Here is a 22,205-nt window from a genome sequence, read left to right as displayed (position 1 = left end):
GGACCATGCGGCAGGGTTTGGACATGGTCAAGGCGACATGGCAAGGCGATGAAGGACCCGCGCGGGCGGCAATCATGCATGCGCCTGCGCGGATGCACTTGCATTCGCAATCCATCGCCACTACGTCAAACCGACCAAGCGAGGTGCAGCCATGTCAACCGGACCCAACCGCATTCTGGACGAATTCGCCAAGCTGATGACCGATGCGGCCGGTGCCGCCCAGGGCGTGCGGCGCGAGGTGGAGACCGCCTTCCGGGGGCAGGCTGAGCGTATCCTCAATTCCATGGACATCGTCCAACGCGAGGAATTCGAGGCCACCCGCGACATGGCCGTCAAGGCGCGCGAGGAAAATGCCAAGCTTTCCGCGCGTATCGAAGCGCTCGAGGCAAGAATTGCCGAGCTGACCGCCAGCGCGGAGAAGTCCGCGCCCGCTTCCGGCTCCCGCGCCAAGAAATAATTCCAAAAGTTTTCCACAAAGGGCGATTCTGGAAAAGCTCTTTGTCATGAATCCCTTACGCACCGGCAGGGAATCCGGTCGTAAGAGGCTTTCCACATGCGAATGACTCTTCGCCGAAAATTGGGCTGGTCACGCGACTCCGGATCAATAGACTGAATTTGTTGCATGATTCGTGAAGGCGAACATGCGCCGGGCGGTGGGGTCCGGTCATGGGTTGTTGTTGCGTCGAGCAGTCCAGACCGTCCGAGTTCTAGAAATCAATGTTCGTTGTGCGTGCCTATCCACGGAGCGTGTGATGGTGCTCCCGAACGACAGGAAGCAGTGAATGGAACTCCTCGAACTCGAAGTCTCGCGCGAAATCCATCCGGTGGATGTCATCGAGCAGGTCGCCCACAACAATGACTGGTCCTTCGAGCGGGCCGGTGACGATGAAATCTCCATCTCGGTTGCCGGAAGCTGGACCGAATATCACGTCTCCTTCTCCTGGATGGAGGATTTCGAGGCGCTGCATCTGGCCTGCGCCTTCGACATCAAGGTGCCGGAAAACCGGGCGCTGGAGGTGATGCGGCTGCTCTCGCTCATCAACGAACAGATGCTGTTCGGCCATTTCGACCTGTGGGAGCAGGAAGGGGCCATCATGTTCAGGCAGTCGCTGCTGCTTGCCGGCGGGGTCGAGCCGTCGAGCCAGCAGGTCGAGGTGCTCCTGTCCTCGGCGCTGGAGGCCTGCGAATGCTATTTCCAGGCATTCCAGTTCGTCGTGTGGTCGGGAACCTCGGCCAGGGATGCACTGGCCAGCGTCCTGTTCGAGACGCACGGCAACGCATAAGGACCAGCGCAGAAATGAGTTCAGGTACGGCGCGCAAGCCGGAGATCGGTTTTGCCGATTTCGACAAGGTCGATATCAGGACCGGCACCATCGTCGAGGCCGAGCCTTTTCCTGAGGCGCGCAAGCCGGCCTTCAAGATGAAGATCGATTTCGGCCCGGAGATCGGGGTCCGGAAATCGTCGGCGCAGATCACCCGCCACTATACGCCCGAGGCGCTGGTGGGGCGGCAGATTTTCGCGGTGGTGAACTTTCCGCCACGGCAGATCGGTCCGTTCATGTCCGAGGTGCTGACGCTCGGCTTCTCCGACGAGAACGGCGATATCGTGCTGGGCGCCGTCGAGCGCACGGTGCCCAACGGCAGCCGGCTTCACTGACCCGGATATCCGTGACTGGTGCCGGTTTTGAGGGTGAGGTATTCCATTCCGAAGACCGTGCCTATTTTGAATTGAGAATCTCTGGATTGATGCAATCCAGGAACGATATCCTTTGAGGAAGGTTCAGTCTTTGCCGAGGATAGGGTAGGCTTCGCGAGGTGCGATGCCACCAGACACCCTTCCAAGGCTTGTGAGATTTGAAATGACCATCCTCAGGAACACCCCGCGCGCCGTTGCCTTTGCCGGCACCAGCCGGCGCACCGCGCTGCTTGCGCTTGCCGCCTCCGTGCTCACCGTCGCGGCGCTGACGCTCATCCCTTCCGCGCATGCCGAGGACAAGACCTCGGTCAAGGTCGGCATCATGGCGGGCGAGGAAGAGGACACCTGGGCGGCGGTGAAGGAGCAGGCGGCCAAGAACGGCCTGACCGTCGAGACGGTCATCTTCAACGACTACACCCAGCCCAACGAGGCGCTGGCGCGCGGCGACATCGACGCCAACGCCTTCCAGCATGAGCCTTACCTCGAAAACCAGATCGCCACGCAGGGCTACAAGATCGTGGTCGCCGGCTACACGGCGCTGTGGCCGGTCGGCCTCTATTCCAAGAAGCACAAGTCGCTGGCCGATCTGCCCGACGGGGCGGTGATCGGCGTGCCGAACGACCCGTCCAACGAGGGCCGTGCCCTCAAGGTGCTGGAGGATGCGGGGCTGATCAAGCTGCGCGAGGGCGCCGGCATCCTGGCCACGGTGACGGATGTCGCGGAAAATCCGAAGAATCTGGAGATCAAGGAACTCGACGCCGGCATCGTCGGGCGCTCGGTCGACGACCTCGACGGCGCCGTCGTCAACACCGACTGGGCGCTGAAAAGCGGGCTGACCGCCGACATCCAGATCGCCAAGGAAACCATCGAGAACAACCCGTACCGCAACTTCATCGCGGTCAGGGAAGAAGACAAGGATGCGCCCTGGGTGAAGAAACTCGTCAGCTCCTATCAGAACGATGCGGTCAAGGCCGCATTCGACCAAATCTACAAGGGAGCGGGCGTTTCCGCCTACTGATCCGACCGGGTTGCGTGGCGCCCGTTCGGGCGCCACGTGGCCTTTGCTAACCAAACGGCCATTGCCCCGTCATCTGATTTGGCGCAAGGAAAGGCGGCCCGCGGCATGTGCGGTGGGCCGCTTTGCGCATGAAGCATCATGAGGCGACAGGGCAGGATGGCTTCCCGGCACATGAAAGACGGCACGATGAACCAGCATGTGGGGCACCAGCACGTGGAAGCGCTCGCCCCGGATGGGCGACGGGCGGCACCGGCTGCGTCCGGCACCGGGCCGGTGGTGCGGCTGGTCGACGTCAAGCGCCATTTCGGCCCGACCGCCGCGCTGGACGGCGTGTCCCTGACCGTCGGCAAGGGCGAGATCATCGGCATCATCGGCCGCAGCGGGGCCGGCAAGTCGACGCTGATCCGCTGCCTCAACGGCCTGGAGCGGCCGGATTCGGGCGAGGTCCATATCGAAGGGCGGGAGATCAGCCGGCTGGACGAAAACCAGTTGCAGCCGCTGCGCCGGCGCATCGGCATGATCTTCCAGCATTTCAACCTGCTGTCGGCCAAGACCGTCGAGGAAAATGTCGCCCTGCCGCTCAAGATCGAGGGCGTTCCGAAGGCCGAGCGCCTGCGCCGCGCAGCGGAGTTGCTGGAGCTTGTCGGCCTTGCCGGCAAGGCGAATGCCTATCCGGCCTCGCTCTCGGGCGGCCAGAAGCAGCGTGTCGGCATCGCCCGCGCGCTCGCCGCGCGGCCGGCGCTTTTGCTTTCCGACGAGGCCACTTCGGCGCTCGATCCGGAAACGACGCGCTCCATCCTTGCCCTGCTCAAGGACATCAACCGCCAGCTCGGCCTTACCATCATCCTCATCACCCACGAGATGGAGGTGGTGCGCTCGATCGCCGACCGCGTGGCGGTGATCGATGCCGGCCGCATCGTCGAGCAGGGCGAGGTCTGGAAGGTGTTCGCCGACCCGCAATCCGACATCACCACCAGCCTGTTGCAGGGCATCCGCCCGCAACTGCCGGCCGAGATCGCGCAGCGGCTCTCGCCGACGCTCGGATCGGAAGCGGTGCTGCGCGTCGACATTGCCGGCGAGGCGGCGCTGGGGCCGCTGCTGGCGGATCTCGCCGCCAAAGCGGGCTCGTTCCGCTTCGTCCATGGCGGTATCGAGCGGGTGCAGGGGCGGCCGGTCGGCACGCTGTTCCTCGCCGTGCCGGCCGGCGAGCCGGACCTTTCGCAAACCGTGCAATTCCTGACGGGCCGGGGCGCCCGCGTCGAGGTGCTGGGCCATGTCTTCGGCAATGATTGAGCTTTTCCTGCGTTCGCTCTGGGAAACGGTGCTGATGACCGGTGCCTCCGGCGTGGTCTCCTTCGTGTTCGGCCTTCCGCTCGGCCTCGCGCTCGTGGTGACCGATCGTGGCGGCATTGCCGAGAACCTGTGGACGAACCGCCTGCTGGGCGGCATCGTCAACGGGTTCCGCTCGGTGCCGTTCATCATCCTTCTGGTGGCGCTGATCCCGGTGACGCGCTTCATCGCCGGCACCTCGATCGGCACCTGGGCGGCGATCGTGCCGCTTTCCATCGCCGCCACGCCCTATTATGCGCGCATCGCCGAAGTGTCGCTGCGCGAGGTCGACCGCGGGTTGATCGAGGCAGTGCGCGCCATGGGCGGCTCGCGCTGGACCATCGTGCGCGAGGTGCTGGTGCCGGAAGCGATGCCGGGCATCGTGGCGGGCTTCACCGTCACGCTGGTCACGCTCGTGGGCGCTTCGGCCATGGCCGGCGCCATCGGCGCGGGCGGCCTAGGCGACCTTGCCATCCGCTACGGCTACCAGCGTTTCGAGACCACGGTGATGATCGCCGTCGTCGCGGTGCTGATCGTCATGGTCAGCGTCCTGCAATGGGCGGGCGACCGGCTGGTCGCCCGGCTGGACCGCCGCACTGCCTGACACCGATACGGCCTACGCCGGTATCCTGATGCGCGCCCGCAGGCCGCCGAGCGGACTGTCCTCGAAGGTCAGGTCGCCGCCATGGCTGCGGGCGATGTCGCGGGCGATGGGCAGGCCGAGGCCGGTGCCGGTGGCGTCGAGATTGCGCGCCGCATCGAGCCGCACGAACGGTTTGAACACTTCCTCGCGCTTTTCCGGCGGAATGCCGGGGCCGTCGTCGTCGATGGTGATGGTGAGCCAGCCATCGCCATGTTCGGCGTGGATTTCGACGGATTTGGCGTAACGAAAGGCGTTGCCTGCCACATTGGCCACCAGGCGGGTGAAGGCGTTGGGCCGCACCTGGATGTCGGGCGAGCCGGCGATCGAGGTGATGAGCTTGCACTTGCGCAGCTTTGCCTCGTCCGCCAGCCGCTGGAAGCAGGCGGCAAGGTCGAAATGCCCGGTGTCCTCGGCCGCCTCGCCGCGCGCGAAGGCCAGATAGCCCTCCAGCATGGACTGCATGTCGTCTATGTCCTTGCCCAGCGCCTCGATGTCGGCCTTGGTGCGGGTCAGCGCCAGTTGCAGCTTGAAGCGGGTGAGGATGGTGCGCAGGTCGTGGCTGACGCCGGTGAGCATCGCCGTGCGCTGCTCGATCTGGCGCTCGATGCGCTCGCGCATCTGCATGAAGGCGAAGCCCGCGCGCCGCACCTCTTCCGCGCCGCGCGGGCGGAAGTCGCGCGGCATCGGCCGGCCCTTGCCGAAGCTCTCGGCCGCCTCCGCCAGCGCCAGGATCGGCCTGATCTGGTTGCGCAGGAAGGGGATGGCGATCATCAGCAGCACCAGCGAGGTGCCGACCATCCACAACAGGAAGATGTGGGTGTTGGACGCATAGGCCTGGCTGCGGCGCACGAAGACGCGCAGCACCCTGCCTTCGAGCTGGATGCGCACCTCGATGACATTGGAATTGCCGACCGTGTCGAGCCAGAACGGCCGGTTGATCTGGCGGGTGATCTCTTCCGACAGGATCTGGTCGAGGATCGAGAAGAACGGCTTCGGCCCCGGCGGGGGCAGGGGCTCGGACGGCAGCAGGTCGACCTTGAGCTGCATCCGGTCCTGGGCGATGCGGATGATGTTGGCGTAGTCCGGCTCGTTCGGATAGGTCTCCAGCAGGTCGATGATGGCGGCGATGTCGCGGGTGACGGCTTGCGACAGGCGCTGGGTCACCGTCTGCCAGTGGCGCTCCATGAAATCGAAGGCGATGACCGATTGCAGCAGGATCATCGGCGCGATGATGATGATCAGCGAGCGGGCATAGAGCCGCTTCGGCATGTAGAGCGAAACCAGGCGCCAGAAGCGCTTCCACGATTTCTGCACCGAGGCGGCGGCGCGCTGGACGCGGGCGCGGAAGTTGTCTGGAGGCGGGCCCTGCAATTCTGTCGTCGTCATTCCGTTCCGGCCTGCGCTTGGGGCGGCGCGTCATGCGGCCGTCCGGCCGACTCTATTCCACGCTGAGGCGATACCCAATACCGCGCACCGTCTGTAGCCACACCGGGTTGGAGGGGTCGCGCTCGATCTTGCGGCGCAGCCGGTTGATCTGCACGTCGATGGTGCGTTCGCCGACTTCCGAATCCTCGCCCACCAGTTCGTGGCGCGGAATCGTTTCGCCGGCCCGTTCGGCGAAGATCGCCAGGATTTCCTGCTCGCGGTCGGTCAGCTTCAGCACCTCGCTGCCGCGTTTCAACTCGCGCTTGGCGATCTGGAAGGTGTAGGGGCCGAAGACGAGCTGTTCCACCTTGGGCGTGGAGGCGGGGCCGCCGCGCCGCAATATGTTGTTGACGCGCAGGATCAGCTCGCGCGGGTCGAACGGCTTCGGCAGGTAGTCGTCGGCCCCGGCTTCCAGCCCGGTGATGCGGTTGTCGGTCTCCGAAAGCGCCGTCAGCATCAGGATCGGCACGTTGCGCTCGGCGCGCAGCGACTTCGTCAGCTCGACGCCGCTTTCGCCCGGCATCATCACGTCCAGCACCAGCAGGTCGAAATCGAGCCCGGCCAGCTTGCGCCTCGCCTCGGCCGCGGTTCCGGCCACGGTGACGCGGAAGCCGTTCTCGCTCAGGAACTGCCTGAGCAGGTTGCGGATGCGGGTATCGTCATCGACCACCAGCAGGTGGAACGCATCGTCATCCGGCGCACAGGCCGGCTGGTCCAGCCTGTCGCTGCCATCCCTGTCAGTGCCTTCCATGACGGTCTCCTAGTCTTCTGCTGCGTCATGCGAGGGGTCGGTGTCGATCTGGGCCCTCAGCTCCGGATTGACCATCGCCTTGAGAAACTGCTCGATCGACTTGCGCCCCGCATCCTCCATTTCCATCAATGCGCCTTGTATTCGGCGGGACTGTGGCCGCGAAAGGGCAAGCGACAGCTCACGCCCCTTGGCGGTGGGATAAAGCTCGCGCTGGCGGCGGTCACGCGGTCCCTGCAATTGCACGATGTGGCCGGTGTCGATGAGCTGCTTGAGCACCCGCGCCAGCGATTGCTTGGTGATCTTGAGCACATCGAGCAGTTCGGCCACCGTCAGGCCGGGCCGGCGGTTGACGAAGTGCAGGACCCGGTGATGGGCGCGGCCGAATCCGTAGTCCGCCAGCATCTGGTCGGGGTCGGAGGTGAAGTCGCGATAGGCGAAGAAGAACAGCTCGATCAGCGTGAAATCGATGCCGTCCTCGTTGGCCACCGCCGCCCGGATCGGTGCCTCGTCGCCGGTTTTTTCCTTCAGCATGCTTCTCCCGCACCAAATTAAGTCAGCACTATTGACGTATTCTGCGCCCAATGATAATTTTTGACAAGCTTTAGGGCTTATTGCGACCGAAAACGCAAGGCTGGACCGGAAATCCGGAACTTCCTGAGTTTGCCATGGCCACAATATGGGCCTAGGCTTCGGACTGGCGGTTGCCTCATCGCTGCCGGATCAAACTTCAACGCACAGACTTATGCAGGCAGGCTGCCTGCGGGAGGTTATTGTCATGGCATCCGTTTCCTTCGACAATCTCGACGGTTATATCTGGATGAACGGCGAATTCGTCAAATGGGCGGACGCCAAGATTCACGTGCTGACCCACGGGCTTCACTATGCCAGCGCCGTATTCGAAGGTGAGCGCGCCTATGGCGGCGAGATCTTCAAGCTGACCGAGCACACCGAGCGTCTGCATGAATCGGCCCGCATTCTCGGCTTCAAGATTCCCTATTCGGTGGCCGAGATCGACGCGGCCTGCAACGAGCTGCTGAAGAAGCAGGGCTTCAAGGATGCCTATGTGCGCCCCATCGCCTGGCGCGGCAGCGAGCAGATGGGCGTCTCGGCCCAGAACAACCGCATCAACGTCGCCATCGCCATCTGGCAGTGGCCGAGCTATTTCGACCCGGAGCAGAAGCTCAAGGGCATCCGCCTCGACATGGCCGAATATCGCCGCCCCGACCCGCGCACGGCCCCGTCCAAGTCGAAGGCCGCCGGCCTCTACATGATCTGCACCATCTCCAAGCATGCGGCCGAAGCCAAGGGCTATGCCGACGCCATGATGCTGGACTGGCGCGGTCAGGTGGCCGAGGCGACCGGCGCCAACATATTCTTCGTCAAGGACGGCAAGATCCATACGCCGACGCCGGATTGCTTCCTCGACGGCATCACCCGCCGCACGGTGATCGGCCTGGCCCGTGATCGCGGCATCGAGGTGATCGAGCGCGCCATTCAGCCGGAGGAACTGGAAGGTTTCGAGCAGTGCTTCCTCACCGGCACGGCGGCCGAGGTGACGCCGGTTTCGGAGATCGGCCCGCACCGTTTCGAGGTCGGCGAGATCGCCAAGACGCTGATGAACGACTATTCGGCAGCGGTTCAGCCCAAGCGGGCCATCGCGGCGGAATAGAACTTCGTCGTCCCGTGAAGTTGCAAGGGAGCGGCCCTCTGGGCCGTTCCCTTTGTTTTTGAGCGTTTGACTTTCGTCAGAATCAGCGTCTCATGACCGCATTCGGCTCACTCGAGTCGAGGTTGTCTGAGAGGGATCACAGATGGAAACGCTACTTCCTATCATCGTGCAGGTCATCACGGGCATTATCGGCGGCCAGGCCGTCGGTGCGGCGATAAAAACGGCCGCGATGGGCCAGCTTCCCAAAATCCTCAGTGGCGCGATCGGAGGAGTCGGCGGCGCCGCCATCCTCGGCAGCCTGCTGGGTGGGGGCACCATTGATCCGGCAGCGGCGACGGCCGCGGCAGAAGGCCTCGGCGGGGCCCTCAACCTCAACAACATTCTCGGCGGCGTGGGCGGCGGCGCGATTCTCACCGGCATCGTCGGTGCGGTCATGAACGCCATGAAGAAATAAGCCGGACCAGTGGTTCGACGAAAAAGGGCGGCTTCGGCCGCCCTTTGCGTGACGGGGCGTGATCGAGGTGCACGCGGCGGCACCGTGACCCTACATCGGGGCAATGTTTCTCGGCCGTCTTTCTGCCGACAGGAAAAGGGTCATCATGGGTCAGCTCAACGCCGGCATCGTTCCCGTCACGCCGTTCCAGCAGAATTGCACCATCCTGTTCGATCAGGATGAGAAAATCGGGGTCGTCGTCGATCCCGGTGGCGATGTCGACCGTATCCTGGCGGCATTGAAGGAAAATGCCATCACCGCCACAGCCATCTGGATCACCCATGGCCATATCGACCATGCCGGCGGCGCGATGGATCTGAAGGAGGCGCTGGGCGTCGAGATCATCGGCCCGCACGAGGACGACCGGCCGCTGCTCGACAATCTGGAAAACCAGGCGCAGCGCTTCGGCCTCACCGGCGCGGTCCGCAATTGCGTTCCGGATCGCTTCCTGAACGAAGGCGACAAGGTTTCCTTCGGCGAGCACGAGTTCGAGGTCCTGCACTGTCCGGGCCATGCGCCCGGCCACGTCGTCTATTACAACCGCGCGGCCAAGTTCGCCCATGTCGGCGATGTGCTGTTTCGCGGTTCGGTGGGCCGCACCGACCTGCCGGGCGGCAACCACGAAGCGCTGATCCGTTCCATCAAGGAAAAGCTGCTGCCGCTCGGCGACGACATCGGTTTCATCTGCGGCCACGGACCGGGCGGACGCCTCGGCGAGGAGCGGCGGTCAAATCCGTTCCTGATCTGACCGGGGAATGCCATGGGATTGGGGGCGCGCTTCGCCAGAGGCAAGGCCCTCGCTCCTGCCCGCTCCCGCAGGTGGCATGCTTCTTCCGTTTGCGGCAGGGGTTTATTGGATCCGAATTACCCCCACCCCTAACCCCTCCCCACAAGGTGGAGGGGAATTCTGCGACGGCAGCATCCAGTCGAATGTCGAAGATTGTTGCTGTGACGTCGGTGAAATCCTCCCCCACCCCCTTGTGGGGAGGGGTTAGGGGTGGGGCTACGACATGTAGAAAAGGGCCGCTCGAAAGCGGCCCTTTTCGCAGGGCAGGGAACCCTTCCGGCCGTCAGTTGGCCTGGCAGAAATGGCGCAGCCCGTCATAGCCCATGAAGGTGCCGCTGCGCGCGTCGAAGCTGCGGTAGCGGTCCGAGCAATACCTGTACCATTCGGGGCTCCACGGCTCGTAGGACGCGCGATAATAATCGTCACGATAATAGCGGCGAACCGGCGCGGGGCGCGGCTCGCGGATGATGTAGGTGGGTTCCGGCTCGTAATAGCGCGGCTGGGAGGCAAGCGCTCCGCCGATCAGGGCGCCGGCGGCCAGCCCGATGACGCCGGCGGCGACCGCATCGCCGTTGGACCGGCTGTGATGGTGGTGATGGCGGCGCCAGTCGCGCGCTTCAGCCGCGGGGAGGGCAGTCGCCATGGTCGCGACGACCGCCGTCGACAACACGAATGCCTTGAAAAATCTGTTCATGACGGTCTCCTGTTCGCAGCCCCACCGCGTACGCGGCCCGATGTTGCCTGAACAGATAGTGGACCGTGCCTGAACGGCGGCTGAACGAAACGGTGCTTTACCCGTAAAAACGCAGCCGCCGGCCAGTTGTTCCGCGCAGCCTCAGCCGATGGTGAGGTTGACCGCCTTGGGGCCCTTGCCGCGCTTGTCCGGTTCGGTCTCGAACGTCACCTTCTGGCCGTCCTCCAGGCCGGGAAGGCCAGAAGCCTGTACGGCCGAGATGTGGACGAAGACGTCCTTGGCACCATCGTCTGGCGTGATGAAACCGAAACCCTTGGCGTGGTTGAAGAATTTTACGGTGCCGGTCTGCGGCATGGGATGCTCCCTTATAGTCCCATAGTCTTGTTCTCGGGTTTGCGAAGGCCCGAAGATCGAATTTGTGATTTATTTTGAGTTCATCGGCAACAAAAACTTTGTACCAGCAGGCTATTCAAGCCGTTAGTCAGCAAAGATTCTGGCGATGAAACACAAAGGGCGCGGCAATAGCTGCCGCGCCCCCTGCCGGAACTGCAATCAGCAGTCGAAATCAGGCGGCGCGCAGATTGACCGCCTTCGGGCCCTTGCCCATGCGGTCGGGCTCGACGTCGAAGGTGACCTTCTGGCCATCGACGAGGGTGCGCATGCCCGAAGCTTCGATCGCCGAGATGTGGACGAAGACGTCCTTGGCGCCGTCTTCAGGCGTGATGAAGCCGAAGCCCTTGGTGGTGTTGAAGAATTTTACGGTACCGGTCTGGGACATTGGGAGAACTCCTTCACCCGTTCGTCGTTCTGGACCTCTTCCTGCCAGCGGCTGCCGGGCAAGGGGAAGTCCGGTGGTTGCTCGGCGGTCATGCATTCGCGCACGGGTAAACCCCCCGCCAGAAACGGGGCTGTCAGAGATTCACGATATCGGGGATAGGGTCGTCCAAAACGTTCCATTCTCCGGGATGCAAATACCCGAACGATGGACTTATCGCACGGTTTTGTGACTGTGGCAAGACGGCGCTATTTCAGGGCCAATCAGGCCAGTCTGCGGACCGATGAAAATCAACGACTTGCCGGTACCCGGCGGAACTGCCGCATCGGTGCGCGTTGTTTGCGCTGCCCCAGGCAAATAGGAGAGGACAATCCATGAAGCTCAAAAGCGTTTTCGTGTCGGGAGTGGCGGTCCTGCTGACTTCCGGCCTGCTCGCGGCCTGTACCGTGGCGGTCGACGAGGGTCCCGGCTACCGCCCGCCGCCGCCACGTCCGCGTCCGCCGGCGCAGGCCTGCACCATGGAATACGCGCCGGTCTGCGGCGTGCGCGGCTCGGATAGCCGCACCTTCGGCAATAGCTGCCAGGCCAGGACCAACGGCTACCGCATCAGCCATCAGGGCGCATGCCGCTCCGGCGGTGACCGGCCCGGTTGGGGTGGGCGTCCCGGCTGGGGTGGGGGGCCCGGCACGCGTCCTCCCGAGCGCCCGTCGCGAGCCTGCACGCGCGAATTCGCGCCCGTCTGCGCTTCGAGCCGGGGCCAGCTGCGTACCTTCCCCAACGCCTGCGAGGCGCGCGCCGCCGAATGGCGGATCGTCCGTAGCGGTAGCTGCCGCTGATCGGTCGGCAAAGAGGAGGGGGCGGCATGGTCCGCCACCTCCTCTTTCTTTTTGCTGGAATTGCCTAGAGAGCGGCTTCCTTCTGCACGTCCAGGAAGGATTCGAATCCGCCATAGATCATGCGCTTGCCGTCGAAAGGCATGTTTTCCATGTCGCCTTTCAAACGTGGATCGGCCATCACCTTGGCAAGGATCTCGTCCCGGTCCTGGCGTGATTTGTAGACCACCCAGGAAAAGATCACGAGTTCGTCGTCCTTGGCCTGCACCGCGCGCGGAAACGAGGTCAGCTCGCCATAGGGCACGTCGTCGCCCGTGCATTCGACATAGGCGAGCGCGCCGTGATCCATCCACACATCGGACGCCTTGCGGGCCATTTCCTTGTATTCGTCCAGCTTTGCCTGCGGCACGGCAAGCACGAAACCATCGACATAGGACATTGCTTCCTCCTTCAGCGTTGTCGTCCGGTTGCTTACTGATTGACGGGTGCGTTCATGGCCCAGTCGACGCCGAACGGGTCGCGCAGGCTGCCCCAGCGGTCGCCCCAGAACATCACGTCCAGCGGCATGACCACCTCGCAGCCGGCATCGACGGCGCGCTGCCACCACGAATCGATGGTGTCCGCCGTCAGGTGAAGCTGCATGGTGCAGGCCTGGATCGGCTGGTGCGGATGCCCGTGTTCCGGATAGGCATCGCACAGCATCAGGCTGGAGCCGTTGACGTAGAGGTGGACATGCATGGTCCGGCCCTGTTCGTCCGGCGGCACGGCGAAGACCTGCTCGGCGCCGAAGGCCTTCTCGTAGAATGCGGCGGCTTTCAGCGCGCCGTCCAGTTGCAGGTAAGGGGTGAGGCCCCCGAGCGGCTTCGGCATCGGCGGGGCCTGGGTCTTCGCGTCTGCATTGGTCATGAGCATCTCCCGGGTCTGGCGTTGAAAGCCCCCACAGGACGTATGACAAAGCGGCGGTCCGACACTGACGGCGGAAATTTTCCGCCGTCGCAGCAATCTACTTTCCGGGCTTCCCGGTTTTCGCGGGACGACGCCGGCGCTGGGCCGTATCCGACGGGTCCTCATAGGAGCCGATACCGGCGCGTTCTCGGCGGATCGGCTTCACGTCGTCCGGCTTGACCGGCTTTGCGCCTTCCATCGGCTTTTCCGTCCGCCGTACGGTCATCTCGTCGAGAGAATTCTTCCTGAACAGGGAAGGTTTACCCTCGCTCACACTGCCGCCGCTGCGCGGGGGCGCCGAACGGTCGGTGGCGGCCTGTCGGCCGCTCGGGCTTCGCCCGATTTCACCGGGAATGCCGAAGTCCGAGCCATGCGCCTCCTGCGCCGACTGCTTCTTGAACAGCGAGCGCGAAACGGCTCCGGCCGGCCTCGTCATGTCGGTGCCCGGGCCCATGTCGTCCAGTGAGGGCTTGGCGAACAGCGGCTTCTTCACCGGCACGGCCCCGTCGGCGCCCATCTCGTCGAGATGCGGCTTGCGGAACAGGGAGTCGCCCTCGGTGCCGTCTTCCACGGCCCGGTGGCGGGCGCGGCCCTTGTTGTGCTTGCCCTTCTCGCGGCCGGAGACCGGACTTTCGGATTCCGCATATTTGGCCAGCGGGTCGTCGGCAACGGCCAGTTCCAGTTCGGTGAGCCGCTTGATCTCGTCGCGCAACCGCGCGGCCTCCTCGAAATTGAGGTCGGCGGCGGCGTCGCGCATCTTCTTTTGCAGGAACTCCAGATGGGCCTTGAGGTTGTTGCCCATCAACTGGCCGGCGTCGTCGGTGAACTGCGAGATGTCGGCGCGCACGTGATCCTTCTCGTAGACCGAGTCGAGGATGTCGGCGATGCGCGACTTCACCGATTCCGGCGTGATGCCGTTGGCCTCGTTGTATTCGAGCTGCTTTTCGCGGCGGCGATTGGTCTCGGCCATCGCCCGTTCCATCGAGCCGGTGATCTGGTCGGCGTAGAGGATGACCTTGCCGTCGACATTGCGCGCGGCGCGGCCGATGGTCTGGATCAGCGAGGTTTCGGAGCGCAGGAAGCCTTCCTTGTCAGCGTCGAGAATGGCGACGAAGCCGCATTCGGGAATATCCAGGCCCTCGCGCAGCAGGTTGATGCCGACCAGCACGTCGAACGCGCCGAGGCGCAGGTCGCGCAGGATCTCGATGCGCTCCAGCGTGTCGATGTCGGAGTGCATGTAGCGCACGCGGATGCCCTGCTCGTGCAGATATTCGGTGAGGTCCTCGGCCATGCGCTTGGTCAGCACCGTCACCAGCGTGCGATAGCCTTTCTTCGTCGTCTCGCGGATTTCGCCCAGAACGTCGTCGACCTGGCTCTTGGCCGGGCGCACCTCGACCGGCGGGTCGATCAGGCCGGTCGGGCGAATGACCTGCTCGGCGAAGACGCCGCCGGACTGCTCAAGCTCCCAGCCGCCGGGCGTCGCCGAAACGGCGACGGTGAGCGGGCGCATGGCGTCCCATTCCTCGAAGCGCAGCGGCCGGTTGTCCATGCAGGAGGGCAGGCGGAAGCCGTATTCGGCGAGCGTCGCCTTGCGGCGGAAGTCGCCGCGATACATGCCGCCGATCTGCGGAACGGTGACGTGGCTCTCGTCGATGAAGATCAGGGCGTTGTCGGGCACATATTCGAACAGCGTCGGTGGTGGGTCGCCGGGCTGGCGACCGGTGAGATAGCGCGAATAGTTCTCGATGCCGGCGCAGGAGCCCGTCGCCTCCAGCATCTCCAGGTCGAAGCGGGTGCGCTGCTCCAGCCGCTGCGCTTCCAGCAGGCGCCCAGCCCTTTCAAGCTCCTGCAGGCGTTGCTTCAGCTCTTCCTTGATCGACTTGATGGCCTGATTCAAGGTCGGGCGCGGCGTCACATAGTGCGAGTTGGCGTAGATCTTTACGCTCTTGAGCTCGCCGGTCTTGCTGCCGGTCAGCGGGTCGAACTCGGTGATCGCCTCGATCTCGTCGCCGAACAGCGAGATGCGCCAGGCGCGGTCCTCAAGGTGGGCCGGGAAGATTTCGATGGTGTCGCCGCGCACGCGGAACGAGCCGCGCACGAAATTCGCGTCCTGCCGCTTGTATTGCTGGGCGACGAGGTCGGCGAGAAGCTGGCGCTGGTCCAGACGGTCGCCGATCGTCATCTGGAAGGTCATCGCCGTGTAGGTCTCGACCGAGCCGATACCGTAGATGCACGACACCGAGGCGACGATGATCACGTCGTCGCGCTCCAGCAGAGAGCGCGTGGCCGAGTGGCGCATGCGGTCGATCTGCTCGTTGATGGAGGATTCCTTCTCGATATAGGTATCCGTCCGGGGCACATAGGCCTCGGGCTGGTAATAGTCGTAGTAGGAGACGAAATATTCCACCGCGTTGTTCGGGAAGAACTTCTTGAACTCGGCGTAGAGCTGGGCGGCCAGCGTCTTGTTGGGCGCGAGGATCAGGGCGGGGCGCTGCGTCTCCTCGATTACCTTGGCCATGGTGAAGGTCTTGCCCGAGCCGGTGACGCCGAGCAGGACCTGCGTGCGGTCCCCGTTGGAGACGCCTTCGACAAGGTCCTTGATCGCGGTCGGCTGGTCGCCGCGCGGCTCGAATTCCGATTCCATCTGGATCGCGATGCCGCCTTCGGATTTTTCCGGGCGGGCAGGGCGGTGCGGCGTCCACAAAACGCCGTTCTTGTGCAGCGGATTGCCGCTCTCGATCAGGTCGGCAAGCGCCTGCACCGTGGCGGTGACGCCGGAGTTCGGCAGCGACGCGGCGTCCTCCAGCGAGATGTCGAGGCCGGCCACCGGGTTGAGGCCGACGGCCGCGCGCTCCTTGGCCGAAGCCGCGCCGCCCATCGAGGTGCCGCGCGCCGTGCGGGTGGGCGAGGCCGACCGGGCCGGAATCTTCCTGGCGGGCTTGGTGCCGGTCTTGTCCTCCTTGCGGAGAGGCCCGGACTGCGGTGCGGGGGCGCTCCCCCGCTGGTCCCCTTCCCTCGAAATCTGCTCGGCCCAGTCCGAGATCGAGCCGGACAGGGCCGTGCCCGACAGCGGCGGCTGCGGAGCTTCGGCGAAGCCGCCCTTGTGCAGCGGCTCGCTGGCATCCATGAAATCGGTCAGGGGGCTGCGCCGCTTGGGCTGCGCCTGCTTGTCAGGAGATTTGGCCATGGTCCCGAATATGGGTGGACTCGGTTCAAATGGAAAGGGGGCGCCCTGCCCGGAAAGCGGTCCCGGCGGCTCTGCTGACAGGAGGCTGTCAGGAGCGTTTCAGCGGAAGCGCAGCTTCATGGCGAGGATGGCGCCGACGAACAGCAGCGTCAGCACATTGGCGACGATGACCGGCCATGAGCCGATGAGCACGCCATAGACAGCCCAAAGCGCCACGCCCGCCGCGATCGAGCCGGTGGCGATGAGCGAGATGTTGTCGGCCTTGCGCTCGCGCGCCAGCTTGACGACCTGAGGAATCCAGCCGAGCGTGGTGATGAACGCGGCCAGCGCGCCTATGATTTCAATCCAGTGATGCAAGGTGGGGGCTCCGAACAGTGCCGCTCATCCTATGCCAGATTCGCCGTCGCGGGGAAGCAGCCCAAGGGCTGGCCCAACGAAACAAAATGTGTCCTCAGCGGGTTTTTCATGGCGCTTTCCGTGATCGTCGGCAGGGGAGGAATGTGGTGCCGGCGTGGCTGTCACATTGCTCGCCGGAACCGCTCCAACCGACTCGATTTGCGCGCTTGGAGCATGTCGCAAACGGGCTGCGCGACGGCATCGCTTCCATCGGCTCCAGGACAATGTGTCGGAATTAAGCCGCTGATTACGTTTGGAAAAGTTACCCTTCGTGATTTGAAATCGAGGGCAGGCTCCGTAGGTTCCGGGGTGTCGCGAGGCGGCCGGCTTGTCCGGCGCCTCTGGCCAAAACCGCTGAAAACGGGAGTTCCCGACATGAAGAAGACCCTTGCCACCGCCAGTGCCCTCCTTGCCCTTCTCAGCACCGCCTATGCGGCGACCGTACAGGGCACGATTCAGGCGGTCGACCCGGAAACCAAGTCGATCACCCTCGACGACGGCAAGATCTACCAGTTGCCCGCCGAGGCCGCCGTCGACCAGCTTGCGGTCGGCACCAAGGTGGTGGTGACCGTGGACGATACCACCGGCACCGTGACGTCGATCGAGGCCGCCGCTTCATAGCGGGTTTGCATATCCGCGCGTTTCAGGCCGGTCCTGTGGGGGCCGGCCATTTCATGTCGGCTGCAATCGCCGCTTGCCGAATCCGCCGGGTCCGCGCTTCAATAGATGGCGCGGAGCTTCGGGAGGAGGCGTGTGAAGGTCGGGGTGATCCTCAATCCGGTGGCCGGCGGCGGCCAGCTCAAGGACCATTGGCCTCAGGTGATGGCCGAACTGCGCACGCAGTTCCCGGAGGTCGAGCTGCGCGAGACGCAAGGCGCGGGCGATGCCGAAAGGCTGGCGCTCGATCTTGCGATGTCGGGCTGCCGGCTGGTGATCGCCGCCGGCGGGGACGGCACGGCCAGCGAGGTGGCCGATGGTCTCCTGCTCGCCCGGCGCGAGGGCGTGAAGAACACGGAACTGGCCCTGCTGCCCTGCGGCACCGGATCGGACTTCGCGCGCGGCTTCGGCCTGCCGCGCGATGCGGCCGGGTTGCTCCGGCATATTGCCGGGGCCAAGGGCCGCCAGATCGATGTCGGGCGCATCTCCTTCGTCGACGACCATGGCGCGCTGTCCAGCCGCCATTTCATCAACATCGCCAGCCTCGGCCTGTCGGGCGTCACCGTGCGGGCGGTGAATGCAGACAAGCGCAAGGGGAGGGTGTCGGCCAAGGCGCTGTTCTACTGGCGCACCATCGGCTCGTTCCTGCGCTATCGGTTCCAGACCGTCCGCATCACGCTGGACGATGGTGAGCCGGTCGAGGCGTGCGTGGCGCTGGTGGCGGTGGCCAACGGCCGCTTCTTCGGGGCCGGGATGATGGTCGCGCCCGATGCGGAGATGGATGACGGCTGGTTCGACGTGGTCATCGTGCGCGCCGCCGGCAAGTCCGGCCTGATCCGCGACCTGACCCAGCTCTATGGCGGGCGCCACCGCAACCACCCGGCGGTGACCATGGTGCGCGCCAGGAAGGTGCTGGTGGAGCCGGTCGGAAGCGCCATGGCCGACGGTGCCCTGCTCGACATAGACGGGGAGTCGCCGGGCCGCATTCCGGCGACGTTCGAGGTGCTGCCGCGCGCACTGACCTTGAGATGCTGATTCAACAGGTTGCGGAATCGATTCCGCAAGGCGATGCAATCTCTTGATTTCATTGAACCGTTTCGTCCGGCCGTTGACGCATCCCTGTCGCGAAGCTACGGCAGGATGAAGCAAACGTCCCGGAGGTCAGGCATGGTGCAATATGTGAACGGCGCGCCGCAGGGGGAACTCACGCTGCGCACGCTGGCCATGCCGGCGGACGCCAATGCGGCCGGCGACATCTTCGGCGGCTGGGTGATGGCGCAGATGGACCTTGCCTGCGGCATCCGCGCCGCCGAGCGCGCCCGCGGACGGGTGGTGACGGCGGCGGTGAAGGAAATGTCCTTCGCCAAGCCGGTCAAGATCGGCGACACGCTGTGCATCTACACGCATGTCGAGCGCGTCGGCCGCAGCTCGATCACGCTGAAGGTCGAGGCGTGGGCGCAGCGCTATCTGTCCGAGCTGATGGAAATGGTCACCCACGCCGATTTCGTCATGGTTGCGCTGGATGGCGAGGGCAAGCCGACGCCGGTGCCGGCGGAATAGGGCAGCCTTGCCCACCTTACTGTTTCGGCGTGCTGTCGAATTGCTCGCGGGCGGCGTTGATGCGGCCGGTATTGGCGCGGGCCCAATCGGCCAGCGCGGTGACCGGAACCAGAAGCTCGCGGCCGAGGTCGGTCAGTTCATAGTCGACGCGCGGCGGGATGGTCGGGAAGACGGTGCGGGTGGCGAAACCGTCGCGTTCGAGACTGCGCAGCGTCGTGGTCAGCATCTTCTGTGAGATGCCGCCGATGGCATGGCGCAATTCGTTGAAGCGCATCGGTCCGCTGCCGAGCATCGACACGACCAGCACGGTCCACTTGTCACCCACGCGTTGCAGCACCGCGCTGACAGCCCGGCAATCCTCGCTGCGGTGATGGTGCCTTGGTTTCAAAAAAGTGCCTCCTTGCGTGGCGGTATCCTGGTTACATAAATAGCGTCGGTTTCCTTTTTATACCACCATCAACGGAGAACATGCATGTCATCTTCCAAAGCCAGGCTGGCCGTGGTCATCGGCTCGATCCGGGCGAAGCGTTTTGCCGACAAGCCCGCCCGCTGGATCGCCGACCTCATCAATAGCCGTGACGACGTCGAGGCGGAGATCGTCGACCTGAAGGACTATCCGATGGCGATGTTCGCGGAGGACACGTCGCCGCTGTGGGGACCTTCCAAGGATGAGCATGCGTTGCGCTGGCAAGCGAAGATGGCCACGTTCGACGGCTATGTCTTCACCGCCGCCGAGTACAACCACGCCCCGACCGGGGTGCTCAAGAACGCGCTCGACTATCTCGGCTCCCAGGTGTTCCGCAAGCCGGCCGGCTTCGTCGGCTATGGCGGCGTCGGCGGCGCGCGGGCTGTGGAGCAGTTGCGGATGATCGCGGTGGAATTGCAGATGGCGCCGGTGCGGGCGGCCGTGCACATCCAGTTGCCCGACTATGTCGCCATCCAGCAGGGACAGGATATTGCCGAACTGGCGCATCTGCGCACCAGCGCCGATGCGCTGCTGGCCGACATGGTGTGGTGGGCCAAGGCGCTGCGCGCCGCGCGGGACGCCGAGGAACGCGCCGAGGCGGCCTGACGAGGCCACAAAACACGGATGGCAAGAAGAAGGGCCTGTGCGGTTGCACAGGCCCTTTTTGCCGGATCAGTTGGCCGGCAGCTTGGTCGCCAGCACCTTGTCGATGCGGCGGCCGTCCAGGTCGACCACCTCGAAGCGCCAGCCCTGCGCGTCCACCGTCTCGCCGGTGGCGGGCAGGTGGTGCATGTGCGACAGGATATAGCCGGCCACGGTTTCGTAATCGCGGTTCTCCGGCAGGTCGATGCCCATCATGTCGGCCATTTCGTCGGCCTGCATGTAGCCGGCCAGCAGCCAGGAGCCATCCTCGCGCTGCACGGCGGTGTCCTCGGTATCGTCCTCGTCGAGGTCGGATCGGAACACGCCGGTGATGGCTTCCAGAATGTCGGCAGGGGTCACCACGCCTTCGAAATGGCCGTATTCGTCATGGACGAGCGCCATCGGCATGTCGGCTTCCTTGAGCTTGGCCAGCACGTCCAGCGCGTCGGCCTGGTCGTGCACGATGGGCGCCTCGCGCACATGCTTGCGCGCATCCAGCGGCTTGCCGGCCAGCAAGGTGGCCAGGATGTCGCGGGTCTGGACGACGCCGATCATGTTGTCGACATTGCCGTCGGCCGCCGGCAGGCGCGAATGCTGGCTTTCCATCAGCAGGCGGCGAATGGCCGCCTCGTCCGACTGGATGTTGAGCCAGTCGACATCGGTGCGCGGGGTCATCACCGCACGCACGGCGCGGTCGCCCAGCCGCATCACGCCGGCGATCATGCGCCGCTCGTCGGATTCGATGGTGCCCTGGTGCTCGGCTTCCGCCACGATCATCTTGATCTCTTCGTCGGTGACCCGCTCCTCGCTCTCGCCGCGCTGGCCGAGCAGCCACAGCACCGAGCGGCCGGACAGGTCGAGCAACCACACCAGCGGCGCCGAAATGGTGGCCAGCATGGCCATCGGCCCCGCGACCCTGGAGGCGACGCGTTCCGGATCGCGCAGGGCGATCTGCTTGGGCACCAGTTCGCCGATGATGAGCGAGGCATAGGTGATGACCGCCACCACGATGCCGACGCCGAGCGTATGGGCGAGACCGGTCGACATGCCCGATTCGACCAGCACCTTCGACAGGCGGTCGCCCAGCGTGGCGCCCGAGAACGCACCCGAAAGCACGCCGACCAGCGTGATGCCGATCTGCACGGTCGATAGGAACTTGCCGGGATTGGCGCCCAGTTCCAGCGCGCGCGCCGCGCCGCGCACATTGCGGTCGATCATGGTCTTCAGCCGCGCGGGCCGGGAAGAAACGATCGCCAGTTCCGACATGGCCAACAGGCCGTTCACGCAGATGAGGACGACCACGATGGCGATTTCAATGTATAGCATGAATGCTCATTAGCATTCCCGATGCCTCTTGGAAAAGAGAGCAAATCGGGCTTCGTATATCGTCGCCGATCCGGCCGCTTTTTTCAGCGGCAGGCGCGATAGCCGCTCTTGCGGCTCTTGATGTCGAAATGGAAATGGTTGCGGTGGTCGTAGTTGTAGCCCGGCCCGAGCACCGTGGTGAAATAGGAGCAACCGTCGGCGCGCACGGTGTTCAGCAGGCCGCGCTCGCGGAAGGCGAACAGGCCGGGCTTGCGCACGTCGATCACCTTGCCGTTGTTCAGCTCGATGGCCATCACGTCGAGCGCATTGCCCTTGCCGTGCTCGGAGAGCACGCCTTCGCCCCGTATCTTGCGGCAGGAATAGCTCGAGCCCTGGCGGATGGACTTGACGCCGCTGAAATAGCGCCAGCGCGCGGCCGATGTCAGCTCGTTGCGGGTCCAGCTCGCGAAGCTGGCCGCCATGGCGCAGGTGAGCGTCGCAGCCGGCTTCATCTCGATATTGCCGATCGCCGAGACCTTGACCGGATGGGCGATGCCGCACTGGCCGCCGTCGCTGATCGGTGCAAGGTCGGTATAGGCCACGCGCAGCCGCTTCAGCTCCTTGCGGCAATCCACCTCGTCCGGCGATAGCTGGTCGGTCGGCGACAGGGGCCGGTCGAAGCGCGGATAGGCGGCGGTCATGTAGGGATTGGAGGGGACCAGCGCCTGCATGCCGACGCCGGGCTGTACGCCCGATGTGGTGCCGACGTCGACGGCGGGCTGGAGATCGAACACACTGCCGGTGTTGCAGGCCGAAACGCCGGCCACCGCCGTCAGGGCGGCAATGGCTGCCAGAAACCGGCCGAGGCGCCGCCCATAGGGGGTGCCGGGCATTGCGCTGCGGGGCGTGCCTGCCATGGCGATGAACTCTGTTT

At 64.6% G+C, this 22,205-nt stretch carries 27 protein-coding genes; 14 read left to right on the top strand and 13 right to left on the bottom strand.

Going from position 1 to position 22,205, the window contains the following annotated elements:
* Window positions 1–151: 151 nt before the first annotated feature.
* The 6 genes from ACVCNR_RS04605 to ACVCNR_RS04580 all read left to right on the top strand — a co-directional run bounded on the left by ACVCNR_RS04605 (window position 152) and on the right by ACVCNR_RS04580 (window position 4,647).
* Window positions 152–457, top strand: a complete 306-nt coding sequence (locus tag ACVCNR_RS04605) for an accessory factor UbiK family protein (RefSeq protein ID WP_354198682.1) — start codon at window positions 152–154, stop codon at window positions 455–457.
* Window positions 458–782: 325 nt separating this feature from the next.
* On the top strand, window positions 783–1,283 hold the full coding sequence (locus ACVCNR_RS04600) for a type III secretion system chaperone family protein (RefSeq protein ID WP_354198680.1): 501 nt from the start codon (window positions 783–785) through the stop codon (window positions 1,281–1,283).
* 14 nt (window positions 1,284–1,297) lie between these two features.
* Window positions 1,298–1,657, top strand: coding sequence for a tRNA-binding protein (locus tag ACVCNR_RS04595; RefSeq protein ID WP_447073960.1), 360 nt, complete (start codon window positions 1,298–1,300; stop codon window positions 1,655–1,657).
* A gap of 202 nt (window positions 1,658–1,859) precedes the next feature.
* On the top strand, window positions 1,860–2,714 hold the full coding sequence (locus ACVCNR_RS04590; RefSeq protein WP_354198676.1) for a MetQ/NlpA family ABC transporter substrate-binding protein: 855 nt from the start codon (window positions 1,860–1,862) through the stop codon (window positions 2,712–2,714).
* A gap of 186 nt (window positions 2,715–2,900) precedes the next feature.
* Complete coding sequence (locus ACVCNR_RS04585) at window positions 2,901–4,007, top strand: methionine ABC transporter ATP-binding protein (protein ID WP_447073959.1); 1,107 nt, start codon at window positions 2,901–2,903, stop codon at window positions 4,005–4,007.
* Entirely contained in the window at window positions 3,988–4,647 is a 660-nt protein-coding gene (locus ACVCNR_RS04580) for a methionine ABC transporter permease (RefSeq protein ID WP_354198672.1), read from the top strand. The genes ACVCNR_RS04585 and ACVCNR_RS04580 overlap by 20 nt, the downstream gene beginning before the upstream one ends.
* A gap of 12 nt (window positions 4,648–4,659) precedes the next feature.
* Here ACVCNR_RS04580 and ACVCNR_RS04575 read toward each other — a convergent pair whose 3' ends face one another.
* Genes ACVCNR_RS04575 through ACVCNR_RS04565 form a run of 3 tightly spaced genes read right to left on the bottom strand, consistent with a single transcriptional unit; the run spans window position 4,660 to window position 7,393 of the window.
* Window positions 4,660–6,072 (bottom strand): sensor histidine kinase, encoded by a 1,413-nt coding sequence (locus tag ACVCNR_RS04575; RefSeq protein WP_447073958.1) that lies wholly within the window; start codon window positions 6,070–6,072, stop codon window positions 4,660–4,662.
* Between the two features lie 52 nt (window positions 6,073–6,124).
* Complete coding sequence (locus tag ACVCNR_RS04570) at window positions 6,125–6,862, bottom strand: response regulator (RefSeq protein ID WP_354198669.1); 738 nt, start codon at window positions 6,860–6,862, stop codon at window positions 6,125–6,127.
* 9 nt (window positions 6,863–6,871) lie between these two features.
* Entirely contained in the window at window positions 6,872–7,393 is a 522-nt protein-coding gene (locus tag ACVCNR_RS04565; protein ID WP_447073957.1) for a MarR family winged helix-turn-helix transcriptional regulator, read from the bottom strand.
* Window positions 7,394–7,637: 244 nt separating this feature from the next.
* Here ACVCNR_RS04565 and ACVCNR_RS04560 point away from each other — a divergent pair, with 244 nt between their 5' ends.
* From ACVCNR_RS04560 to ACVCNR_RS04550, 3 genes are all read left to right on the top strand, one after another.
* Window positions 7,638–8,531: a branched-chain amino acid aminotransferase gene (locus tag ACVCNR_RS04560; RefSeq protein ID WP_354198665.1), complete on the top strand. Its 894-nt coding sequence runs from the start codon at window positions 7,638–7,640 to the stop codon at window positions 8,529–8,531.
* A gap of 142 nt (window positions 8,532–8,673) precedes the next feature.
* A complete protein-coding gene (locus ACVCNR_RS04555; RefSeq protein WP_354198663.1) occupies window positions 8,674–8,985 on the top strand; it encodes a hypothetical protein in 312 nt (103 codons plus the stop codon).
* Between the two features lie 145 nt (window positions 8,986–9,130).
* Window positions 9,131–9,772 carry an MBL fold metallo-hydrolase gene (locus ACVCNR_RS04550; RefSeq protein ID WP_354198661.1) on the top strand — a complete coding sequence of 214 codons (642 nt, stop codon included), beginning with the start codon at window positions 9,131–9,133 and terminating at the stop codon, window positions 9,770–9,772.
* Between the two features lie 322 nt (window positions 9,773–10,094).
* Here the strand turns inward: ACVCNR_RS04550 and ACVCNR_RS04545 are convergent, their stop codons facing one another.
* From ACVCNR_RS04545 to ACVCNR_RS04535, 3 genes are all read right to left on the bottom strand, one after another.
* Window positions 10,095–10,505, bottom strand: a complete 411-nt coding sequence (locus ACVCNR_RS04545) for a BA14K family protein (protein WP_354198659.1) — start codon at window positions 10,503–10,505, stop codon at window positions 10,095–10,097.
* 141 nt (window positions 10,506–10,646) lie between these two features.
* The gene (locus ACVCNR_RS04540; RefSeq protein WP_035028221.1) at window positions 10,647–10,859 is read right to left on the bottom strand and encodes a cold-shock protein; all 213 of its coding nucleotides are present in this window, start codon (window positions 10,857–10,859) and stop codon (window positions 10,647–10,649) included.
* A gap of 211 nt (window positions 10,860–11,070) precedes the next feature.
* Window positions 11,071–11,283, bottom strand: coding sequence for a cold-shock protein (locus ACVCNR_RS04535; RefSeq protein WP_354198657.1), 213 nt, complete (start codon window positions 11,281–11,283; stop codon window positions 11,071–11,073).
* A gap of 371 nt (window positions 11,284–11,654) precedes the next feature.
* Between ACVCNR_RS04535 and ACVCNR_RS04530 the strand changes: the two genes are divergently transcribed.
* Window positions 11,655–12,116, top strand: coding sequence for a Kazal-type serine protease inhibitor family protein (locus ACVCNR_RS04530; protein ID WP_354198655.1), 462 nt, complete (start codon window positions 11,655–11,657; stop codon window positions 12,114–12,116).
* Window positions 12,117–12,180: 64 nt separating this feature from the next.
* Here ACVCNR_RS04530 and ACVCNR_RS04525 read toward each other — a convergent pair whose 3' ends face one another.
* The 4 genes from ACVCNR_RS04525 to ACVCNR_RS04510 all read right to left on the bottom strand — a co-directional run bounded on the left by ACVCNR_RS04525 (window position 12,181) and on the right by ACVCNR_RS04510 (window position 16,602).
* Window positions 12,181–12,552 (bottom strand): DUF1428 domain-containing protein, encoded by a 372-nt coding sequence (locus tag ACVCNR_RS04525; RefSeq protein WP_447073956.1) that lies wholly within the window; start codon window positions 12,550–12,552, stop codon window positions 12,181–12,183.
* Between the two features lie 32 nt (window positions 12,553–12,584).
* Complete coding sequence (locus tag ACVCNR_RS04520) at window positions 12,585–13,019, bottom strand: VOC family protein (protein ID WP_447073955.1); 435 nt, start codon at window positions 13,017–13,019, stop codon at window positions 12,585–12,587.
* A 97-nt stretch (window positions 13,020–13,116) separates the two neighbouring features.
* A complete protein-coding gene (gene uvrB, locus ACVCNR_RS04515; protein ID WP_447073954.1) occupies window positions 13,117–16,245 on the bottom strand; it encodes an excinuclease ABC subunit UvrB in 3,129 nt (1,042 codons plus the stop codon).
* Window positions 16,246–16,344: 99 nt separating this feature from the next.
* Window positions 16,345–16,602: an SWEET family sugar transporter gene (locus tag ACVCNR_RS04510; protein WP_447073953.1), complete on the bottom strand. Its 258-nt coding sequence runs from the start codon at window positions 16,600–16,602 to the stop codon at window positions 16,345–16,347.
* A gap of 414 nt (window positions 16,603–17,016) precedes the next feature.
* Here ACVCNR_RS04510 and ACVCNR_RS04505 point away from each other — a divergent pair, with 414 nt between their 5' ends.
* The 3 genes from ACVCNR_RS04505 to ACVCNR_RS04495 all read left to right on the top strand — a co-directional run bounded on the left by ACVCNR_RS04505 (window position 17,017) and on the right by ACVCNR_RS04495 (window position 18,858).
* Window positions 17,017–17,262 (top strand): DUF1344 domain-containing protein, encoded by a 246-nt coding sequence (locus ACVCNR_RS04505; RefSeq protein ID WP_354198645.1) that lies wholly within the window; start codon window positions 17,017–17,019, stop codon window positions 17,260–17,262.
* A 132-nt stretch (window positions 17,263–17,394) separates the two neighbouring features.
* The gene (locus ACVCNR_RS04500; RefSeq protein WP_447073952.1) at window positions 17,395–18,333 is read left to right on the top strand and encodes a diacylglycerol/lipid kinase family protein; all 939 of its coding nucleotides are present in this window, start codon (window positions 17,395–17,397) and stop codon (window positions 18,331–18,333) included.
* 132 nt (window positions 18,334–18,465) lie between these two features.
* Entirely contained in the window at window positions 18,466–18,858 is a 393-nt protein-coding gene (locus ACVCNR_RS04495; RefSeq protein WP_354198641.1) for an acyl-CoA thioesterase, read from the top strand.
* A 16-nt stretch (window positions 18,859–18,874) separates the two neighbouring features.
* On the opposite strand, the gene ACVCNR_RS04490 is transcribed toward ACVCNR_RS04495, so the two are convergent.
* The gene (locus tag ACVCNR_RS04490) at window positions 18,875–19,246 is read right to left on the bottom strand and encodes a winged helix-turn-helix transcriptional regulator (RefSeq protein WP_447073951.1); all 372 of its coding nucleotides are present in this window, start codon (window positions 19,244–19,246) and stop codon (window positions 18,875–18,877) included.
* Between the two features lie 84 nt (window positions 19,247–19,330).
* Here ACVCNR_RS04490 and ACVCNR_RS04485 point away from each other — a divergent pair, with 84 nt between their 5' ends.
* Entirely contained in the window at window positions 19,331–19,930 is a 600-nt protein-coding gene (locus ACVCNR_RS04485; protein ID WP_447073950.1) for an NADPH-dependent FMN reductase, read from the top strand.
* Window positions 19,931–19,996: 66 nt separating this feature from the next.
* On the opposite strand, the gene ACVCNR_RS04480 is transcribed toward ACVCNR_RS04485, so the two are convergent.
* Window positions 19,997–21,292, bottom strand: a complete 1,296-nt coding sequence (locus tag ACVCNR_RS04480) for a hemolysin family protein (protein WP_354198635.1) — start codon at window positions 21,290–21,292, stop codon at window positions 19,997–19,999.
* 83 nt (window positions 21,293–21,375) lie between these two features.
* A complete protein-coding gene (locus ACVCNR_RS04475; RefSeq protein WP_447073949.1) occupies window positions 21,376–22,188 on the bottom strand; it encodes an extensin-like domain-containing protein in 813 nt (270 codons plus the stop codon).
* Window positions 22,189–22,205 lie beyond the last annotated feature (17 nt).

Source organism: Aquamicrobium terrae, from assembly GCF_052978165.1.
The sequence above is the reverse complement of the archived record's forward strand: the minus strand, read 5'-3'. Positions and strand labels throughout refer to the sequence as shown.

What these genes read in the sequence shown, in the direction of transcription:
- ACVCNR_RS04605 (WP_354198682.1), top strand. Translation starts at nt 152, where the DNA reads ATGTCAACCGGACCCAACCGCATTCTGGACGAATTCGCCAAGCTGATG.
- ACVCNR_RS04600 (WP_354198680.1), top strand. Translation starts at nt 783, where the DNA reads ATGGAACTCCTCGAACTCGAAGTCTCGCGCGAAATCCATCCGGTGGAT.
- ACVCNR_RS04595 (WP_447073960.1), top strand. Translation starts at nt 1,298, where the DNA reads ATGAGTTCAGGTACGGCGCGCAAGCCGGAGATCGGTTTTGCCGATTTC.
- ACVCNR_RS04590 (WP_354198676.1), top strand. Translation starts at nt 1,860, where the DNA reads ATGACCATCCTCAGGAACACCCCGCGCGCCGTTGCCTTTGCCGGCACC.
- ACVCNR_RS04585 (WP_447073959.1), top strand. Translation starts at nt 2,901, where the DNA reads ATGAACCAGCATGTGGGGCACCAGCACGTGGAAGCGCTCGCCCCGGAT.
- ACVCNR_RS04580 (WP_354198672.1), top strand. Translation starts at nt 3,988, where the DNA reads ATGTCTTCGGCAATGATTGAGCTTTTCCTGCGTTCGCTCTGGGAAACG.
- ACVCNR_RS04575 (WP_447073958.1), bottom strand. Translation starts at nt 6,072, where the DNA reads ATGACGACGACAGAATTGCAGGGCCCGCCTCCAGACAACTTCCGCGCC.
- ACVCNR_RS04570 (WP_354198669.1), bottom strand. Translation starts at nt 6,862, where the DNA reads ATGGAAGGCACTGACAGGGATGGCAGCGACAGGCTGGACCAGCCGGCC.
- ACVCNR_RS04565 (WP_447073957.1), bottom strand. Translation starts at nt 7,393, where the DNA reads ATGCTGAAGGAAAAAACCGGCGACGAGGCACCGATCCGGGCGGCGGTG.
- ACVCNR_RS04560 (WP_354198665.1), top strand. Translation starts at nt 7,638, where the DNA reads ATGGCATCCGTTTCCTTCGACAATCTCGACGGTTATATCTGGATGAAC.
- ACVCNR_RS04555 (WP_354198663.1), top strand. Translation starts at nt 8,674, where the DNA reads ATGGAAACGCTACTTCCTATCATCGTGCAGGTCATCACGGGCATTATC.
- ACVCNR_RS04550 (WP_354198661.1), top strand. Translation starts at nt 9,131, where the DNA reads ATGGGTCAGCTCAACGCCGGCATCGTTCCCGTCACGCCGTTCCAGCAG.
- ACVCNR_RS04545 (WP_354198659.1), bottom strand. Translation starts at nt 10,505, where the DNA reads ATGAACAGATTTTTCAAGGCATTCGTGTTGTCGACGGCGGTCGTCGCG.
- ACVCNR_RS04540 (WP_035028221.1), bottom strand. Translation starts at nt 10,859, where the DNA reads ATGCCGCAGACCGGCACCGTAAAATTCTTCAACCACGCCAAGGGTTTC.
- ACVCNR_RS04535 (WP_354198657.1), bottom strand. Translation starts at nt 11,283, where the DNA reads ATGTCCCAGACCGGTACCGTAAAATTCTTCAACACCACCAAGGGCTTC.
- ACVCNR_RS04530 (WP_354198655.1), top strand. Translation starts at nt 11,655, where the DNA reads ATGAAGCTCAAAAGCGTTTTCGTGTCGGGAGTGGCGGTCCTGCTGACT.
- ACVCNR_RS04525 (WP_447073956.1), bottom strand. Translation starts at nt 12,552, where the DNA reads ATGTCCTATGTCGATGGTTTCGTGCTTGCCGTGCCGCAGGCAAAGCTG.
- ACVCNR_RS04520 (WP_447073955.1), bottom strand. Translation starts at nt 13,019, where the DNA reads ATGACCAATGCAGACGCGAAGACCCAGGCCCCGCCGATGCCGAAGCCG.
- uvrB (WP_447073954.1), bottom strand. Translation starts at nt 16,245, where the DNA reads ATGGCCAAATCTCCTGACAAGCAGGCGCAGCCCAAGCGGCGCAGCCCC.
- ACVCNR_RS04505 (WP_354198645.1), top strand. Translation starts at nt 17,017, where the DNA reads ATGAAGAAGACCCTTGCCACCGCCAGTGCCCTCCTTGCCCTTCTCAGC.
- ACVCNR_RS04495 (WP_354198641.1), top strand. Translation starts at nt 18,466, where the DNA reads ATGGTGCAATATGTGAACGGCGCGCCGCAGGGGGAACTCACGCTGCGC.
- ACVCNR_RS04485 (WP_447073950.1), top strand. Translation starts at nt 19,331, where the DNA reads ATGTCATCTTCCAAAGCCAGGCTGGCCGTGGTCATCGGCTCGATCCGG.
- ACVCNR_RS04480 (WP_354198635.1), bottom strand. Translation starts at nt 21,292, where the DNA reads ATGCTATACATTGAAATCGCCATCGTGGTCGTCCTCATCTGCGTGAAC.
- ACVCNR_RS04475 (WP_447073949.1), bottom strand. Translation starts at nt 22,188, where the DNA reads ATGGCAGGCACGCCCCGCAGCGCAATGCCCGGCACCCCCTATGGGCGG.